The 17,643-nt window shown below is 44.9% G+C and carries 15 protein-coding genes; 1 reads left to right on the plus strand and 14 read right to left on the minus strand.

Annotation, left to right across the window (positions count from 1 at the left end; translation table 11 throughout):
* Positions 1 to 51: 51 nt before the first annotated feature.
* The 14 genes from glgA to NE665_RS07825 form a co-directional block, all read right to left on the minus strand.
* Complete coding sequence (glgA, locus tag NE665_RS07760) at positions 52 to 1,491, minus strand: glycogen synthase GlgA (RefSeq protein ID WP_178759757.1); 1,440 nt, start codon at positions 1,489 to 1,491, stop codon at positions 52 to 54.
* Positions 1,491 to 2,606, minus strand: coding sequence for a glucose-1-phosphate adenylyltransferase subunit GlgD (gene glgD / locus NE665_RS07765; RefSeq protein ID WP_117442547.1), 1,116 nt, complete (start codon positions 2,604 to 2,606; stop codon positions 1,491 to 1,493). Before glgD ends, glgA begins: the two co-directional genes overlap by 1 nt.
* A 1-nt stretch (position 2,607) precedes the next feature.
* Entirely contained in the window at positions 2,608 to 3,744 is a 1,137-nt protein-coding gene (locus NE665_RS07770; RefSeq protein WP_117442546.1) for a glucose-1-phosphate adenylyltransferase, read from the minus strand.
* A gap of 282 nt (positions 3,745 to 4,026) precedes the next feature.
* Complete coding sequence (locus NE665_RS07775) at positions 4,027 to 4,782, minus strand: ATP-binding cassette domain-containing protein (RefSeq protein ID WP_117442545.1); 756 nt, start codon at positions 4,780 to 4,782, stop codon at positions 4,027 to 4,029.
* Positions 4,775 to 5,647 (minus strand): ABC transporter permease, encoded by an 873-nt coding sequence (locus NE665_RS07780; RefSeq protein WP_117442588.1) that lies wholly within the window; start codon positions 5,645 to 5,647, stop codon positions 4,775 to 4,777. The genes NE665_RS07775 and NE665_RS07780 overlap by 8 nt, the downstream gene beginning before the upstream one ends.
* A 276-nt stretch (positions 5,648 to 5,923) precedes the next feature.
* Complete coding sequence (locus NE665_RS07785; protein ID WP_117442544.1) at positions 5,924 to 6,913, minus strand: ABC transporter substrate-binding protein; 990 nt, start codon at positions 6,911 to 6,913, stop codon at positions 5,924 to 5,926.
* Positions 6,914 to 7,554: 641 nt separating this feature from the next.
* Positions 7,555 to 8,286: a MerR family transcriptional regulator gene (locus NE665_RS07790; RefSeq protein ID WP_117442543.1), complete on the minus strand. Its 732-nt coding sequence runs from the start codon at positions 8,284 to 8,286 to the stop codon at positions 7,555 to 7,557.
* A 383-nt stretch (positions 8,287 to 8,669) separates the two neighbouring features.
* Entirely contained in the window at positions 8,670 to 9,944 is a 1,275-nt protein-coding gene (locus tag NE665_RS07795; protein ID WP_233104672.1) for a HAMP domain-containing sensor histidine kinase, read from the minus strand.
* Positions 9,931 to 10,608 carry a response regulator transcription factor gene (locus NE665_RS07800; protein WP_117442542.1) on the minus strand — a complete coding sequence of 226 codons (678 nt, stop codon included), beginning with the start codon at positions 10,606 to 10,608 and terminating at the stop codon, positions 9,931 to 9,933. Before NE665_RS07800 ends, NE665_RS07795 begins: the two co-directional genes overlap by 14 nt.
* Positions 10,609 to 10,614: 6 nt before the next feature.
* Entirely contained in the window at positions 10,615 to 11,385 is a 771-nt protein-coding gene (locus tag NE665_RS07805; protein WP_117442541.1) for an ABC transporter ATP-binding protein, read from the minus strand.
* A gap of 13 nt (positions 11,386 to 11,398) precedes the next feature.
* Positions 11,399 to 13,771, minus strand: a complete 2,373-nt coding sequence (locus NE665_RS07810) for an ABC transporter permease (protein ID WP_117442540.1) — start codon at positions 13,769 to 13,771, stop codon at positions 11,399 to 11,401.
* A gap of 342 nt (positions 13,772 to 14,113) precedes the next feature.
* Positions 14,114 to 14,590, minus strand: a complete 477-nt coding sequence (gene rlmH / locus NE665_RS07815; RefSeq protein WP_117442539.1) for a 23S rRNA (pseudouridine(1915)-N(3))-methyltransferase RlmH — start codon at positions 14,588 to 14,590, stop codon at positions 14,114 to 14,116.
* Positions 14,587 to 15,111: a phosphohydrolase gene (locus tag NE665_RS07820; protein ID WP_117442538.1), complete on the minus strand. Its 525-nt coding sequence runs from the start codon at positions 15,109 to 15,111 to the stop codon at positions 14,587 to 14,589. Before NE665_RS07820 ends, rlmH begins: the two co-directional genes overlap by 4 nt.
* A gap of 54 nt (positions 15,112 to 15,165) precedes the next feature.
* Positions 15,166 to 16,509 (minus strand): triacylglycerol lipase, encoded by a 1,344-nt coding sequence (locus NE665_RS07825; protein ID WP_117442537.1) that lies wholly within the window; start codon positions 16,507 to 16,509, stop codon positions 15,166 to 15,168.
* Between the two features lie 283 nt (positions 16,510 to 16,792).
* Here NE665_RS07825 and NE665_RS24750 point away from each other — a divergent pair, with 283 nt between their 5' ends.
* On the plus strand, positions 16,793 to 17,626 hold the full coding sequence (locus NE665_RS24750) for a prepilin-type N-terminal cleavage/methylation domain-containing protein (RefSeq protein WP_269836469.1): 834 nt from the start codon (positions 16,793 to 16,795) through the stop codon (positions 17,624 to 17,626).
* Positions 17,627 to 17,643: the final 17 nt, after the last annotated feature.

Consider the following 17,643-nt stretch of genomic DNA (forward strand, 5'->3'; position numbering starts at 1 on the left):
CTGCACAGAAAAAAAGACATACTGTCTTACACAATATGCCTTTTCATGTTCTTATGGATGCAGCTGAGCGTACAGCTGACAATAGGTTTCCGCACTCTTTGCCCAGCTGACATCTGTATTCATCGCATTGCGGACAAGTATCTTCCAGTCTTCCTTGCGATTGTAATAGACATCAATGGCATTGTACATCACCTGAAGCATTTCATCAGAATTGTAATTTGCGAAGCTGAAGCCGTTACCGGTCTTTTCAAACTCGTTATACGGTGTTACCGTATCCTTCAGACCTCCGGTTTCACGTACCAGCGGCAGTGTACCGTAGCGCATGGAGATCAGCTGTGAGATACCGCATGGTTCAAACAGGGATGGCATCAGGAACAGATCACATGCGCCATAAATGCGGTGTGCCAGAGAATCATTGTATCCCTTGTAGAATGCAATTTTCCCCTTGTTTCCTGCTTCCAGCTGCACCATCTTTTCCTCAATGCTCGCCTCTCCGCTTCCTAACACAGCAAGCTGAATCGGCATAGCACAGATTTCAGAGAGCTTTTCCATCATCAGATAGAAGCCCTTCTGCCAGGTAAGACGGGATACCACACCGATCAGAAGTACATTCTGATCTACAGTGAGACCAAGCTCCTTCTGCAGCGCTTCCTTATTTAACGCCTTGGCTTTCTTCACATTCACCTTGTTGTAGTGATATGGAATTTCCGGATCATTCTTCGGATCCCAGTATTCGATATCAATACCGTTTGTGATTCCCCACAGGTCATATTTACGGATATTCAGCACCATTTCCAAATGCTCACCATACTGCGGTGTCAGAATTTCCTGTGAATATGTAGGGGAAACCGTTGTCACCTTGTCCGCATACAGAATACCGGACTTCATGAAACTGATTCCGCCGTCGTAGCGCACATTCCCGTTATCATAGATTCGATAATCCAGTCCCAGACAGCTGTCCAGCATTTCCACACCGAAGTTGCCCTGATAAGCCAGATTGTGAATCGTATAAACAAAGCGGATATTGCGGTAGCGTTCATCAAAGCTGTGACCTTCCTTGCACATAGCCGGTATCATACCGGTATGCCAGTCATGACAATGCATGATTTCCGGGAAGTAGTTCAGCTGATTGCACATTTCAATGACAGCCTTCTGGAAATAAGCAAAGCGTTCTCCATCATCAATATGTCCATACATTTCTTCACGCTCAAAGTATCCCTTGTGCTCTACAAAATAGAATTTAACATCCTTGCGCATCGTTGACCAGATATTTACCGGTACCTCATGATACGCAATACTCACGGAAAATTGAGCCTCCAGCGTAAATTCATGGTGAAACTTCTGCGCAATTTTCAGGTACAGCGGCATGATAACACGCACCTCATGACCCTTTTTTGCCAGCTCGTTCGGCAATGAGCCGATTACATCTGCCAGTCCTCCGCTTTTAATAAAGGGAAGACCCTCGGCAGCAACCATCAATATTCTTGCCATTAAATTTTATCATTCCTTTTCACGTACAGTGGAGTGTCGGCAAGTCCCAGCAGTTCTTTTTTACGAACGATTCTTGCTTTCTTATCCACTACTACATTTTCAATGTGCACATCTTCACCGATCATAGCACCCGGAAGGATCACACAGTTTTTCACAACTGCCCCCTTCTTGATAATCGCACCACGTCCGATGACACTGTTTTCAATATCACCCTCTACCAGACATCCGTTGGAAACCATACTGTTTTTCACACTGACACCTGAATAGTACTGTGTAGGGCAGGAATCGTTGGTTCTTGTATAAACCGGCCAGTCTGTATGGAACAGATCCATCGCCTTATCATAGTCCAGCAGATCCATATTGGCATTGTAGTAGCTCTTAAAATCATTGATACATGCCACAAAGCCACGGTGTGCAACACCACGGATGTCCAGCTCCGCACACTCATCGTTTACGATATCACGGAACCAGTACAGAGAAGAGATATTCGCTGCTTTCTTTACCAGATCCATGAACAGCTCCTTACTCAGGATATAGGTTTCCAGAGAAATTGTTCTGGATTTGGAGTTTCCGCGGTTCTTTTCCAGAGAAAGAACACCCTTCTGCTTGTTCAGATTCACAACATCGCAGTTTACGAAGGATTCCTTCGCATTATCCACATTCTGATACAGCATGGTGATATCCGCACCGCTTTCAATGTGGGCATCCAGCAGGGCACTGAAGTCCTGACGGAAGACAAAGTGGCTCGGTGTCAGAACAACGTAAGGATAATTGGCATCCTCGATTGCCTGCATATTGTACATATAAGAGTTAATATCATTGCTGTAGAAATCATTTTCATCCATGCTCTTTGCCGGCAGGATGTGCAGCTTTCCACGCTTGGAATTAATGTTGTAATGACGTCCGGTTCCCAGATGCTCCAGAAGAGATCTCGGATTCGTTTTTACAAATACCTTGATATGATTCACACCGGAATTACTCAGATTAGAAATTGGAAAGTCGACCAGACGATATCTTCCCAGGAATGAGAAGGCGGATACCGGGCGATAATCCTGCATACCTTTGACCTGTACATTAGGTCCTTCATAATTTACAATACCAATTGCATTGCACATATTACTCACCCCTCACTCTCTTGCTAATCAGTTCGATTTCTTCACTGTTTGGATCACCTACGACAGCACCGGCATCAATCTTGACACCCTGCATGACGATGGCACGGTGAATGACGGCACCCTCGCCGACCTCCACATCCGGTAACAGTACCGAATCGTTGACCTTCGCATTTTTTGAAACCTTTACGTTCGTGAACAGGACTGAGTTGTTGATTTCACCATTGATGACACATCCCTGGTTGATATACGCATTATCCACCTTACCGTCTGGTCCGATATAATGCGGAACGGTTGCTACATCCTCTGTATAAATCTTCCAGTTTGGATCATTCAGGTCTAGCTCGTTGTTTTTGCTCAGCAGGTCCATGTTTGCTTCCCACAGGGAATCCACAGTTCCTACATCCTTCCAATAGCCTTTGAATTTCCATGCATACAGACGCTTGTTCTCCGCAAGCATGGCAGGAATAATATCCTTACCAAAGTCATGGTTGCTGTTTGGATCATCCATATCTGCGACCAGCATTTTTCTCAGCTGCTTCCAGTTAAAGATATAGATACCCATAGAAGCAAGATTGCTCTTCGGGTGCTCCGGCTTTTCCTCAAATTCCACGATACGGTCTGTTTCATCCGTATTCATAATACCGAAGCGGCTTGCTTCCTTCATCGGTACCGGCAGTACGGCGATCGTTGCATCGGCATCGCATGCCTTGTGGTGGGAAAGCATCTTGGAATAATCCATCTTGTAAATATGATCTCCCGACAGAATCAGAACATACTCCGGATTGTTGCTGTCGATGAAATCGATATTTTGTGAGATTGCATCTGCAGTTCCGCGATATACGTCAAACGCTGCTCCGTCTTTCTCACGAGGCGGCAGTACGTATACACCACTGTCTTTTGCATCCAGTCCCCAGCGCTGTCCAGCTGCTGCATAGGAATTCAGCAATACACTCTCATACTGTGTCAGTACACCGACGACGTTGATGTTGGAGTTGGCACAGTTGCTCAGCGGGAAGTCGATAATTCGATATTTCCCTCCGTAATACACTGCAGGTTTTGCAATCTTCTTGGTCAAGGCATACAGTCGTGTTCCTCGGCCTCCGGCTAGTATCATAGCCAGCATGTTGTTTTGTCTCATGTAAATCCCCCCTTAGGAATTTTTCTATATATTAAGTATAATGATTTTTAACATAAATTTCCACCCTTTTTGTAAGAAAAATGAACTTTATGTATGCGTTTTCAGCTTTTCAGGCAGAAATGACGCCAAAAGCAAAAACACGCGGAAAAGTCAAGTCAAAATTTCATTGATTTTTTACAGGTTTTCATGAAATTTATGCTCAATCTTATACTCGCATGTTCATTATATTATCGTATGTGGCAGATTATTCCAAGAAAAACAATCTGCCAAATACTTCCTTTTTCAGACAAAGTCGTACATGTTGAGAAGGTCATCAACCGTTGTGTTCTTTCTTTCTTCCCCTTCCAGCACCTTGACGATTTTCCCTTCATTCAGAATAATCGTCTTGTTGCCGTATTCCAGTGCCTGCTTCATGTTGTGCGTAATCATGAGCGTAGTGATATGGTTTTCCTTCACAATCCTCTGTGTGATATCCATAACAGAGGCTGCCGTTTTCGGATCCAGTGCCGCCGTATGTTCATCCAGCAGAAGAAGCTTCGGTGTGACGATGGTAGACATCAGCAGTGTCAGAGCCTGCCGCTGTCCTCCACTCAGCAATCCCACGGTTGTAGAAATGCGATCCTCCAGTCCAAGTCCCAGCTCCTTCAGCTTTTCGATAAAGAAGCTTCGATCGCCTTTTTTTATTGCCCGGCTCAGCGTTGTTCGCTTACCGCGACTGTATGCCAGCCCCAGATTCTCCTCAATGGTCATATGCGGCGCCGTTCCTTTTAAGGGATCCTGAAACAGGCGTCCGATTTCTCTTGCACGCTTATATTCGGGATAGGCTGTAATATCCTTTCCATCCAGAAGAATCGTTCCGGAATCACTCATAATGGAACCGCTGATTACATTCAGAAGCGTGCTCTTTCCGGCACCGTTGGTCCCCAGCACACTGATAAAGTCACCATTCTCCACATGGAAGGACAGATGGTCCAGAGCCTTTCGCTCATTGACGGTATTGGCGTGAAAGGTTACGCTGATATCCTTTAAATCAAGCATGCGATCCCCTCCTTCTCTTTTTCAGATGCGGCAGTGATATTGCCAGTGCCACAAGCGCTGCGGAGAACAGGTTCAAATCACTTGCCCCGATTCCCAGCTGCAGTGCTACGGTCAGAATAAACCGGTAGACGATTGCGCCTACAACAACAGCCGCAAATTGAAAGCCCAGTGTTTTTCTGCGGATAAATGCCTCACCGACAATGATGCTTGCCAAACCGACAACCATCATACCGATTCCACCGCTCACATCCGCAAAGCCCTGATTCTGTGCAAACACCGCACCACCCAGCGCCACAAGCGCATTGGCAAGTGCGATTCCCATGATTTTCATCAGGTCTGAGTTGATGCTGCTGGCACGTACCATCGCCTCATTGTCACCGGTTGCCCGCAGACTCATACCCAACTGTGTTTTCAAAAACAGATAAAGCAAAAGGATCAGAAGAAGGAGGAGACCGGCCACCACAACGCCATAGGCATGATCACCTAGCAACGCTATCAGCGGTGTGAAAATGGTCTTCTTACCGAACAGGGAGACATTCGGCATTCCGCTCAGAATTTTCAAATTGACAGAATACAGGGCTGTCATTGTCAGAATGCCGGCCAGCAGGGACTGCACCTTGCATTTGGTCTGCAGCAGACCGGTCACCAGCCCTGCAAGGCCTCCTGCGATAAACGCCATCAGCGTACCGATAAACGGATGTCCGTTCATTGCAAATACGGCAGATACCGCACATCCGGTTGTAAAGCTCCCATCGATCGTCAGATCGGGAATATTCAAAACGCGGAAGGAAATAAATACCCCCAGCGACATGATGGAAAATATCATGCCCAGAATTACCGCATCCTGTATGGTTGACAATGCCATAACCTTCATCCTCTCTTCTTCAATACTGTACCTTGTATCGTCTGCTTCATACATGTAGTATTCTATCCAGCCCTAATACAGCCTCTCGTTCAGCTTTTTCTTGCAGCCTTATCACTTATTCCTACATATCCGATACCGTATCATCCGATAACCTGTTCGTATAGTATTTTAAACAGCCGCTTCTTTCTTAAATGTGAAGTTCCTATACATACGATTGCTTTTCTCATATATATCCTTACGATAGTACACATTTTTTGTTTCTTTCATGCCGCATGCTTACATCATAACCAGATTCTTGCTGTTTTTCACATCCTCTGGAAGCTGAATACCAAGTGCTTCCATCGTTTTCTCATTGACATAAATATTCAGATTATCCTTGAAGACCTTAACCGGCAGATTTTTCACATCCTCGCCCTTCAGAATTTTATCTGTCATTCTTGCTGTTTCCTTGCCCAGCTCTGTGTAATCAATCCCTACCGTCGCAAAGCCGCCGTCGCTTACCATAGAATCCGCCCCTGTATATACCGGAACCTTTTTCTTGTTTGCTGTTTCCACAAGTGCACTCATAGAGCTTGCCACCGTGTTGTCATTCGGTGCAAAGATCGCATCGCATTTATCGGTAAGCACACTGACTGCACTCTGAATCTCCGTGATATTTGCGCCGCTTCCCTCAACCAGCTTGATATCGTGTTTTTTACAGAATTCCTTCGCCTTTGCCAGATTGCTTACGGAATTTGCCTCCGAGCTGTTGTAAATAAAGCCAAGTGTCTTTAATTCCGGGTCTACCTTCAGTGCAAGGTCCAGAATCTGATCAACCTGAATTTCATCGCTTGTTCCGGTGATGTTGTTATTCGGTTTCTTTAAATCATCCATCAGACCTGCCCCTACCGGGTCGCTGACAGCGGAGAATACGATTGGAATATCCTTGCTGTATTTCGCTGCCGCCATGGCCGTTGGTGTTGCAATCGCCACGATGACATCGCTTTTGTTTCCTGCAAAGGTTGACATGATAGAATTCAAGGTATTCTGCTGTCCGCCGGCATCCTTGAAATCCAGCTTGATATTTTCTCCATCCTTATATCCAAGCACTTCCATTTCTGCCTTGAAGCTGTCACGAATTGTATTCAATGATTTATGCTCCACAATCTGCGCTACAGATACCACCGGAATTTTTTCCTCGGTCTTCGCATCCTCCTTGCTTCCACATCCTGTTAATACGCCTGCACATAATAGAAATGCCGCTGCTGCCTTACATAATTTTTTCATAATCTGTTGTCCTCTCTTTCATTGTGTTGGTTTGTTTCCTTTGTTTATATGACGTCTGTTTTCCCTTATGCCATCGCCATTCCTCTGTGCCTTGTAACACAATGACCACCTCCCTTATATAAAAAAGCACCCGTCCAAAAGTCTGTTGACTTCAGGACAGATGCTGTTAGGTTCATCTGCGGTACCACCTGATTTGATCGTTCCATTCATAGGGAACCATCCTCTCATCAAAATGCTGACACATTTCTAGCCCTGTAACGTAGGCCTACGTCTTGGATACTGAGCTGCGCCGTTCACCTTGCCCTCCAGAGTCCATTTACAAAACTGCATCTCTGCCGCGATTCCACCATCCGCGTGCTCTCTATAAGCGCATCTTTCTGCTTGATCTCTCTGTCTTTGGTTTCCTATAGGATACACCTCTTCTTTTTGCTTGTCAACACTTTTTCTGAAATTTTACATTTTTTATTCTGAAAATATTTTCATCATTTGCAAGGATTTCTCCAGCAGCTTCTTATAGATTGCCCTTTGCTTATATGCGATCAGATGAATGTGCTGTCCCTGGGTAGAATGACTGCATGCACAGCGGCTTCCTGATCACGGGTGATGATCCATTGGGGATAACGGCATCCTGTCTGTATTGCCTAGCCGCGGTTCTCTTGTGCTTTCCCATACAGATGAAATCCATTCCATAGCTGCAATGCGGCAGCTGCAGCAGTGACACTGAAGATGGCTGCCGATTCCTGCATATATGCCTCTTTACAGGAAATCGCCGTCAAAACACCGCAGATAACGGAAAGGATACCGGTCAGCAGCAGCTGTTTCCAGCCGATTTCCATGTATTGCAGGCCATGAATTCTCGTATCGTAATACACGTTTTCCAGAAGCTGCAGGATAAAAACAAGTGGCAGCGCAATCCACCATAGGTTATATGCGCCGCTAAACCAGGGAAACAAAAGAAAGCCGGGAATGCTCAGCATGCATTGGATACACCCCAGCAGCAGAAAAGGCTTTTTGATATATACATACGGACACATTTCGTTTGTATATTCTATTTCTGCCTCCTCATGGTGCATACGCCTGCGAAGGACTGTACGCTGGTTTTGCAGGCGCACCATCTGCATATCGATTTCATGAATCAGCTGCTCATATACCTGTGGTGCATATTCATCCTCTATAAGAATTGCGCGGATTTCCCGTATATGCAATCCCATCTGGCGCATGGAATGAATTTCACGCAGTGTTTTCAAACAGCCTTCATCATAATCGCGGTAGCCGTTTTCCAGCTTCCCCGGTTTTACAAAGCCCTGATCCTCATAATACTGTACAGCCTTCTTACTAAGACCGCTTTTCTCCATAACCTCTTTCAGCAGCATTTCTCTATCCTCTTTCCGGCCTTTTAGATGCCGTCACGTTTACATAACAGGTAATCCTTTTTAGCTTCCTGCATGTCATGCTCAAAACGCATACCTGCACATTACATCCCTTCCCGTTTTTTTTCGAATTCTCTTTCCCTGATATTCTATAGCAGTGACGCTCGCAGAACAAGCCCTTTTCTGCGTATTCCTATAAGTTTTAAGAGCGTTCCTGTATTTTTTATGAAGCAGCGGCAGTTCGTCGAATAAGCGATGAAGCAACGCTCTGCTTATTTTGTATGTGCTTTATAAAGGATGAAAAAAGATGCACACTTTCCTTTTCTAAGCAAAGCATTGCATCCTTGTCAATAGCAGCATTTGCATACAGCTGCACCATTTGTTCTTCAATATGGGAATACGAGTAGAAAGGCCATTCCATCTGCTTCCTTTTCGGCGAAGATTTCCCCATTCATGCGCCGCATGATTTCCCGGCATATATAAAGGCCAAGACCGTTGCCCTGCTTTCCTTCGCTGTTGCTGGCACGAAAGAAGCTTTCAAAGATATGATGAAATTCAGTGTCATTCACTGTATTGCCAGTATTAAAAATACGAATCAGCTGGCAATAGTCCTCTTCATAGCACGATATTTCTATCCTTCCTCCATCTCCGTATTTCAAGGCATTTTCCATAATGTTTTCCACGACCTCAAAGCTGCGCTCCAGATCCCCCTTCAGCAGCAGGTTCTCATAGGGCTTTACCTCCAGCTCCATGCGCCGCAGACGCAATGGCTCGTTATAGGCGTGAACAGCCTTGTCAATCAGCTCCTTCAAATAGAATTCCGTGTTTTGAACCTGTATATCCAGTAGATCGTGACGGGACTGCTGCATGATTTCTTCTACATAATGCTCGATTTCCTTCCCCTTTTCCTGTATCTGATGAGCTGCCTGTACATTTTGTGCCTCATCCGTATACAGATGCTCCTCCAAAGCCCGCGCATACAGCTGAATGGTGTTCAGCGGTGTCTTAATATCATGTGATAGAGAAAGCAGCAGCTTCTTCTTTTCCTTTTCCAGCTCCAGCTGTCGCTTTCTGGAGGTATCCAGCGAATCCTTCAACTGTCCGATTCCCAGTAGGAAATCATGTGCATATCTGCTTTTTTCCTCCTTCACGATTCCCTTCCAATGCCCCTTCGCAAGCTCACCGGGAAGATCACGCACGCGATCAAAGGGCTTCAGCAGATGCTTTTTCAAATAGAGAAGCACGCTCAGCAGTACAGCGAACAAGGCGGCGAGTGACAGCTGTGTGCGCAGCAGCAAGCCTTTGGCATCCACAAGTGAGCGATGATAATCAAAGCGCAGATATCCTGTCAGCTGCTGCTCCTTGTAAATCGGCTCCACATGCATATCCTGATTATTGCCTTCTTCAAAAAAGGCGGAGGCTGCTTCCCGGCTTCCTTCCTTTGCGGACAGCCACTGCAGCTTTTCGATATGCGGATAGCTGTTCAGCGCGATATCCTTCTCTTTAACACCCTTTTCTACCTGCTGCAGAATACGATTGATTTCCACGCGATATGCATGGTCCTTGGTTTCCTCCATCTGCAATATACTCCACCCGAGAAAGATAGCGATGCCCAGATACAGCAGAAAACAGGAAAGGATCAGGAGATTATACTTCTTCAAAGCGATACCCCACGCCCCAGACTGTTTTGATCCGCTGCGGCTGTTTTGGATTCTTTTCTATTTTGTCACGCAGCATTTTGATATGAACGGTCAGTGTCTGCTGTTCACTGAAGCTGTCCATCCCCCATATGCTTGCGAAAATATATTCCTTGCGCAACGTCTTTCCAGCATTGGATACCAGCAGCGTCAGCAGCTCGAATTCCTTAGCGTTCAGCTCCAAAAGCCTTCCATCCACAAAGGCCCTGTGCTGTGCACGCGCAATGACCACACCGCAGCAGGATATGGTTTCCTTGCGATGCAAATCGGAGGTACGCTGTAAAACAGCACGTATCTTTGCGGCAAGTATTTGCGGGTCCACCGGTTTCTCGATATAATCATCCGCTCCCAGCTCATATCCGTTCAGCTGATCATTTCGATCCTTTCGAGCACTCATAATCAGTATCGGGACCGCTTTATGCTCCCGCACTTTTTTGCATACCGTAAAGCCATCCATATGGGGCAGCATGATATCCAGCAACAGCAGACGTACTTCCGCCTGTGCAAGATAGGAAAGCGCAGCCTCCCCGCTCTCCACATGGTGCACCTGAAAGCCATCCCGCTTTAAAAAGCTTACAATCAGCTGGGCAAGCTCCCGGTGATCCTCTACAAGTAAAATATCTATCATAGGCAATTACCATCCTAACGTTATCAGCCATTCATTTAATCTGCGCTCCCGCTTGCGTACATCCGCAGCCTCTTCCCATGCGCCAAGCTGCATTTCATCCCGGATATTTCCGTCTTCGATATATAACACCCGATCACAGCGTGAGGCTACCTTCATATCATGGGTTACCAGCAATATGCTTGTCCCTTCCTTATGAATCCGGTTCAGCTCCTCCATGACCTCATAGGAGCTCTGCTTATTCAAAGCACCCGTTGGCTCATCCGCAAACAGAATACGCGGATGATTGATCAGACTGCGGCAGATACAGGCCCGCTGTAATTGTCCTCCGGATACCTCATTCACATCGTTGTCCGCAATATCACTGATACCAAGCTTCTGCATGAGCTTTGCGGCGTAGGCGTTGATTTCTTTTCTTCCCTGCTTCGTCTTTCCCTTTACGGACTGATAGGCCGGTAAAATAATATTATCATATACGGACAGGTTTTTCAGCATATACATTTGTTGAAAGACAAATCCCATTTCCTCCAGGCGTAAATCACTGATTTCATTGCAGCTCATATCCGTAAGCTCCCGGTCAAAGAATTTCACACTTCCGGCAGTGGCGCTGTCCATCCCGCTGATCGTATACAGCAGGGTCGTCTTACCAGAGCCGGATGGTCCCATGACGGCGATCATTTCCTTTTCCTCCAGTGTCAGATTGACATTTCTCAATACGTTGTTCTGTCGTTTATTTACAATATATGTCTTACACAGATTACTTACTGTTATTCCACTCATAATAGCTTCCTCCTTATTCCATGTTGTTCATTTCACGTATGTGGATACGCTTGATTTTACCGGTAGCAAATATCGTTGCACACAGGATTCCCAGCAGCAGTACCCCTGGGTAAAGCAGATAGACCTGCAGCGGATCGATCTGGATACGCACATCAGCACCCATGATGGCGAAGATTGGCTCCAGCATAAAGCGGTTACTGAGCATGGACAGCGGAATTGCCGCAATCATGGAAACCAGCGCAACCAGAATCATACGAATCACCTGCCATGTTCGGATACTGCTGTTTCTGAACCCGACACTCTTCATCATGGCAATTTCACCCTTTTCGCGTACGATGAACAGCTTTTCCATCAGCAGTGTTATCAGCATGATAACCGCACAGAGCATGGCTGTCATCGGAAGCAGAAGCTCACTCAGAGATTCCTGAATACCGCCGATATTGCGATCGACAATTTCCTGCGCTGTATACCACTCATAATCAGGAAATTGTGTTTGAAGCGTATTCTTCAGCTCTTTTTGACTCTTATCTGTTTTCATATCAACATTGACATTCCAGTATTCAAACAGATCCAGCTCACTTAAATCCAGCGAGGCATTCAGGCGGGCACTTTTCCCAAGCTGCATATAATCGGAATAGCTTCCTGTAATGATGAAGGTATAGGGATTTCCATGAAACTCCGTCTCCACCCGATCCCCGATATGCCAGTTGTTTTCCTCGAGGATAAGCCGGGAGAAGGCGATTTCATTTTCTAGCACAGGAGCACTGCCCTCTTGGTAATCCAGATATTCCGGATTGCGCCCCTGGAGTTGTATGGACATGATCTTCGTATTCCCCTTTGTCCCGGGTGCGTGAAACGGTAAGAAATAAATGGAGGAGGCCGTCAGCGCAGCATCATAGCCCTTTTCTTTCATTTCCTGTTCCACACGCAGCATTCCCTTTTTCAGCTGCTTGGCGTTTTTATATGCGGAATCTGTCTTTCCTTCAATTTTCTTTATATAAACGGCACTGTCTGTATTCACAGTGAATTTGGATGCCATTTCACTGCTTTGCATGGTTTGGATGGTATTCAGCGGAATGGTTATCAGAACAAAGCTGATACAGAAGGTAACCAGCAGCAATGCATAGCGCTTCAGATGCGTCAGCATATCATTGATTCCCAGATAGGCAGGGACACGCAGATACTTCTGTTTGAACAAATACAGGGCTGATGCTTTCGCAAAGCTCTCTCCACTGTGACCACCGCGTATCGCAGATATTGCGGTTATCCGGTTCAGCTTTCGTGTGCAATTCAGACAAAACAGCATGACAAGTGAAATGATAACCAGCGTACAGAGAATATTTACATAGAAATTCACACTACTGTCCTCCATAATCATATTCACACTGACTCCTGCCACCATGACACGACTGATCGGCACACTGATCAGCAGTCCGAGGAACGCCCCGCTGCAGACAAGAAACGCATATTTCACAAGATACAGCCGCCGTATTGCTTTATCTCTCAATCCGATTGCCTTCATAATACCGATTTCACGGTATTCCTCTTCCATCGTAAACAGCAGTGTAAAGCGCAGAACCAGCAGTGCAATTAAAATTACGCAGATGCCAATCAGAATAAGCAGCGCTGCCAGAATCAGATCAAAGGAATAGATCATGGAATACATACTGCGGGAAACTGTATTTAAAACGGAGGGGAAGCTTTGCAGATTCTGTGCTTCAATAAAATCGGACATGGACGCTACATTGATAAAGTATAAAGAATAGGTCTGTTCACTGCTCGCTTTCTTAAATTCTCCATACATGTCTGAATTCATAAAGATTCTTGACATACCAACCATATCATTTCCAAACGCCGCATCCTTTACCACGGTTTTCAGAGTAAAGGTTTTATCCACGCCGCCTATTCGGATTCGCACCTTATCGCCGACCTTCAAATCGTTTTTATCCATCAAAAAGGCAGGCATTCCGATTTCATCATCCTGTAAATGAAGAGCATTTCCATCCGGATCAAAGCCCTTGCAATAGTCACTGCTTTCCTCGGACAGAAACAGACTAAGTCCTTCGGCATTAAATCTCTTTCCGCTCTCCCTATGCAAATTTGCCTGATCTACGGAGAGCATTTCCTGATAACCGTAATCCCTTACTCCCGGAGCCTTGGTTTCCATCCATTTCATTATTTTTTCTTTTTCACTCGGATTTACAGCCACCAGATTCACATCCGGTATATTCGCATAATCCATATAGTAATCCACAGAGGAGCCTACCACCAGAATATTGTTCACACTGCTCGCAAGAAATACAGTCGCAATGGTAATAAACAGAAACAGAATCAGATTGACACTCTTTCTATGCATTAAATCCTTTTTTAACATTCGTTTCAGCATTGCCGTCACACCCTTTCTACAAGCTAAGAATACCGCACGCTTTCTTAAAAAATCCTTAAATACAATAAGAAAGCGTTGTATTCATCGTAAGAATCATTTTCTTTCTTCTTCAGTCAGTTTCAAGCACCATTATTTCCAAAAACATCCATCCGCATTCATAAAGAAAGCAGAAGCCTTCAAAACCTCTGCGAATTTCATATCCTAGTAGCTAAGACTACCCTATTTCAGACAGATAGCGAATTCATTTTTTTACTGGCAGTATACAACAGTAATCGCTTCATCCCAGAAGTATCCTATTTATGATATAGAATACAACAGAAACCGCTTCATCCCGGAAGTATCCTATTTATGATATGGATTGTTGTTCTGTATCATAAAGGCACGATAAATCTGTTCCAGAACAAGAACTCTTGTCATCTGATGGGTAAAGGTCAAATCACTCAGCTTCCATTTCCAGTTACAGCGTTTATAGACATTTTCCCCAGGTCCCAAAGAACCTGCGATCACAAAGGTCAGATTGCTGGTCTGATAGGTCTGGAGCCGCTCCAGCTTTTGCGCAAATGCTTCACTATCCACCATTTCTCCCCATAAATCAAGCAGGATCACATATTCCTGTTCCTTTATTTTGGCAAGAATACGTTCCCCCTCCTTTTCTTTTACCTGCTTGTTCTGTGATTCGCTGTTGCTCTGCGGTGCCACCTCATCGTTTACTTCGATGATTTCCAGCTTTGTGAACGGCCGCAGCCTTTTTTCATATTCTTCAATCTGAGCACGCAGTGCCTTTTCCTTTATTTTTCCTACAGCAACGATTTTTATCATAAGCTCTCCCTTACTTCCTTCAGCAGTTCCAGCTTGCTTGTCAGCCATCTGCGGCGCAGTTTTTTAAACATTCGATATTCTGCGAGCACTTCAACAATACTGGATGCTGTATCCACCGCATTCACCACCCACGCTTCTTTGCAGGTAGGTGGTATAACGGTTAACGGCCACATATGCTTGCGAATGATTTCCTGTTCCCGTTCGCTGATTTGAAAATCACGCAGTGCATTTTGATTCGCAAAAAACGGGTGCCGGAAGCCGTGGAGTCTGTGCCAGTCCTCTGCCTCATGCCAGTCATACAAAAAATAGTCATGCAGCAGTGCCCCCCGTATCAAAGAACGCTCATCACAGGACATCCGTAGCTTTCTGATGAGTGTGAAGCTGTAATAGGACACAACGAAGCTGTGCTCCAAACAGCTAATGGACCCGTGCTGTATATATTTTTGCATATCCCATACACGGGCATCCTTCAACAAATCCTTTGCTATATCTAAAAATACCGGTAATTCCTCTGCTTGCATATTCCACCTCGCTATGGAATTTATTGTACCCTGTTTTTCATCAGAGTGCAAATATCAAAAGCCCTTCTTTTTCAGCTCCGCTACCATCTGTACATAGGTTTCCAATACATCAAAGCCCTTATAATCCTCTCTGGTCAGATCAATGATATTTCCGTGTGATATCCCCTTGTAGTGGCGGTTGGTAAAGGTTCCCTGAAAATCCCCCCATTTAGCGCTTTCCTCAGTTACCAGGCCATCGTTTTTTGCATCTACAAGGCGGATAAACAGATACGGAATAGTGAGCAAGAGGTGTGACCAAGCATGGTGCATCAGACTCATATAGCTCTGGTAATATACCTGTGGATCATCCTTCACGTCTTCATTGAATTGGGCACTCCATGTTGTTGTGAACTGGTGTGTCACTGTATAGAAATCCGGATGGAGATCCTTCATGCCAAGAAAGATCTTATCAAAAACAGATGCCAGCCAGCGATACAGCTTTTCCGGGGCATGCTTTATCAATACATCTACAAAGCGACAGCCGCGATGCGGTGTGGATATGGTTGTCAAGGAGGCGACATGTGCTCCCATTTGTCCCTTGGATATCGCATGACGAGCATCCAGACCACCCTTGGAATGGGCAATGATATTTACCTTATCACACTGCTCGATTGCACAGATTTCCTCAATTCGCTTTTGTATGTCCTTGCTGTTTTGTTCAATCGTTGCAAAGGCTTCCTGATTGCCATAATAAACGGTAGCCCCGTTTTTGGTCAGCACACGTGGAATCCTGCCCCAGTAATTGATGTATTTCAAATCACGAAAGCCAACGCCATGCAGCATGAGCAACGGATATCTGGTTTTACATATCTGTGATTCCACGCGTTGTGAGGAAACCTCGATTGCGATCGTTTCATGATCATATTCTTCTTTTGCCTTGCTTTGCAGATACAGCAGAAAAGGTATGCGGATGATTGGCAGAAACAGTACCATCCACAGCAGAATACGCCGCAGGATACGAAGCCGCCGGCTGATGCAAAATATGATCATAGCGGCAGTCAGTGCATATGTATATTGAAACACCAGCATCCAGATTAGGTCTGCAATATACCAGCTGTCTGTTCGATCTACAGAATATAGTGACAGATATAGCAGAAGCTGTATAAAAAACAGAAGAAAGCTTCGATTTATCATATCCTTTGCATGAAGCAGAATTCTTAACCGCCTTTGTTTTTTGCCTGCTCCTATCCCCAGTCGTATGATATACAGAAGCATCATAACAAGCAGAAGTAAGAGAATCACCACTATAAAGCTGCCTGTACCATAAGCCCAGGCAGCCTTGCCTCGATGAAGCAGCAATGGCAGATGAGAAAACACCAGCAGGATGAAAACTCCGGCAATTTTCTTTATAAATTTCATGTGAACGCCTCTTTCCCATTCTTACAGGCTTTATTATATCATATTGTTACCATTCACTGAAATACACAGGATACAGGGAATCGATTCCCCTCTATGAGGAATCCATACCGTTTACAAACAGCTGGAAGGAAAATTCGATTGGAAATGGTATGTATGCTGTTTCAGCTATCCGCACATCCGGCTGCACGAACAAGCTTACGCGATATGCAAAAACCATTTATTTTTTTCTAAAATATCTACAAACAGGGAAATTTATAGTACAATTAGAGCAAAGGGTGATTGTATGAAAAAGAATAAAAAAGGATTTACACTGGTCGAAATCATCGTTGTTCTCGTTATTATAGGAATCCTTCTGGCACTGGCTGTTCCTGCCGTTATGAGCTATGTGAAGGAGGCGGCAGATACTAAGCTGATCTCTGAGGCCAGAGCTGTGATGGTTGCCTCCAAGGAGAAGGGAATCGAGCTGGTCCAAAAAAATCAGCTGGATTTATTATCTACGAGTGAAAATATGGAGGATATCATGAAGCGCGCAGAGGTAGAGGGCACCCTGATGGAAATATATAAAAACCATGCAAATAATGGGGCCGGTGATTTTATCGTTTTAATAGACGAAACCTATGTGCGTTATGATGATCAAAAGCAGAAGTATGAAATACTGACTTCGTATGATAATTTATTTATAAAAGCAAATGCTATCCACCTCGCTTTGATAAAAGGGGAACCATTGGACATCATCAATCAATTCTGTCTAAACACCCCAAAGGCCTTTATCAATTCGGAAGGTGCCAATACCGGGAAAAAGCTGCGCGCTGCACTTAATGAAGCAGGAATCGCCAGTGGAGATGATTACAGCTTTAGAATTTATGCAAATCAGAGTGAGAATAATTATACGATAACAATCAGCGAGCGGAAAGTAAACATGAGTGATATAGAGCAGGGGAATAAAGTCAAAGTCATTCAGTATGATTATTCCGGGAAAAACGGATTTAGCGGAACACCAATCGTTAAAACTGCAAATGCTTCCGTTAAGCTTGGAGAGGACTCCGGAGGTTCACAGGACGATTACGCTGCATTAAAGCTAGATGACATAAAGGACTGGGAGGTCATTTCAAAGTAACAAATCCAGATAATAAA

Source organism: Clostridium sp. DFI.1.208 (assembly GCF_024463855.1).
Taxonomy (GTDB): domain Bacteria; phylum Bacillota_I; class Bacilli_A; order Erysipelotrichales; family Erysipelotrichaceae; genus Clostridium_AQ.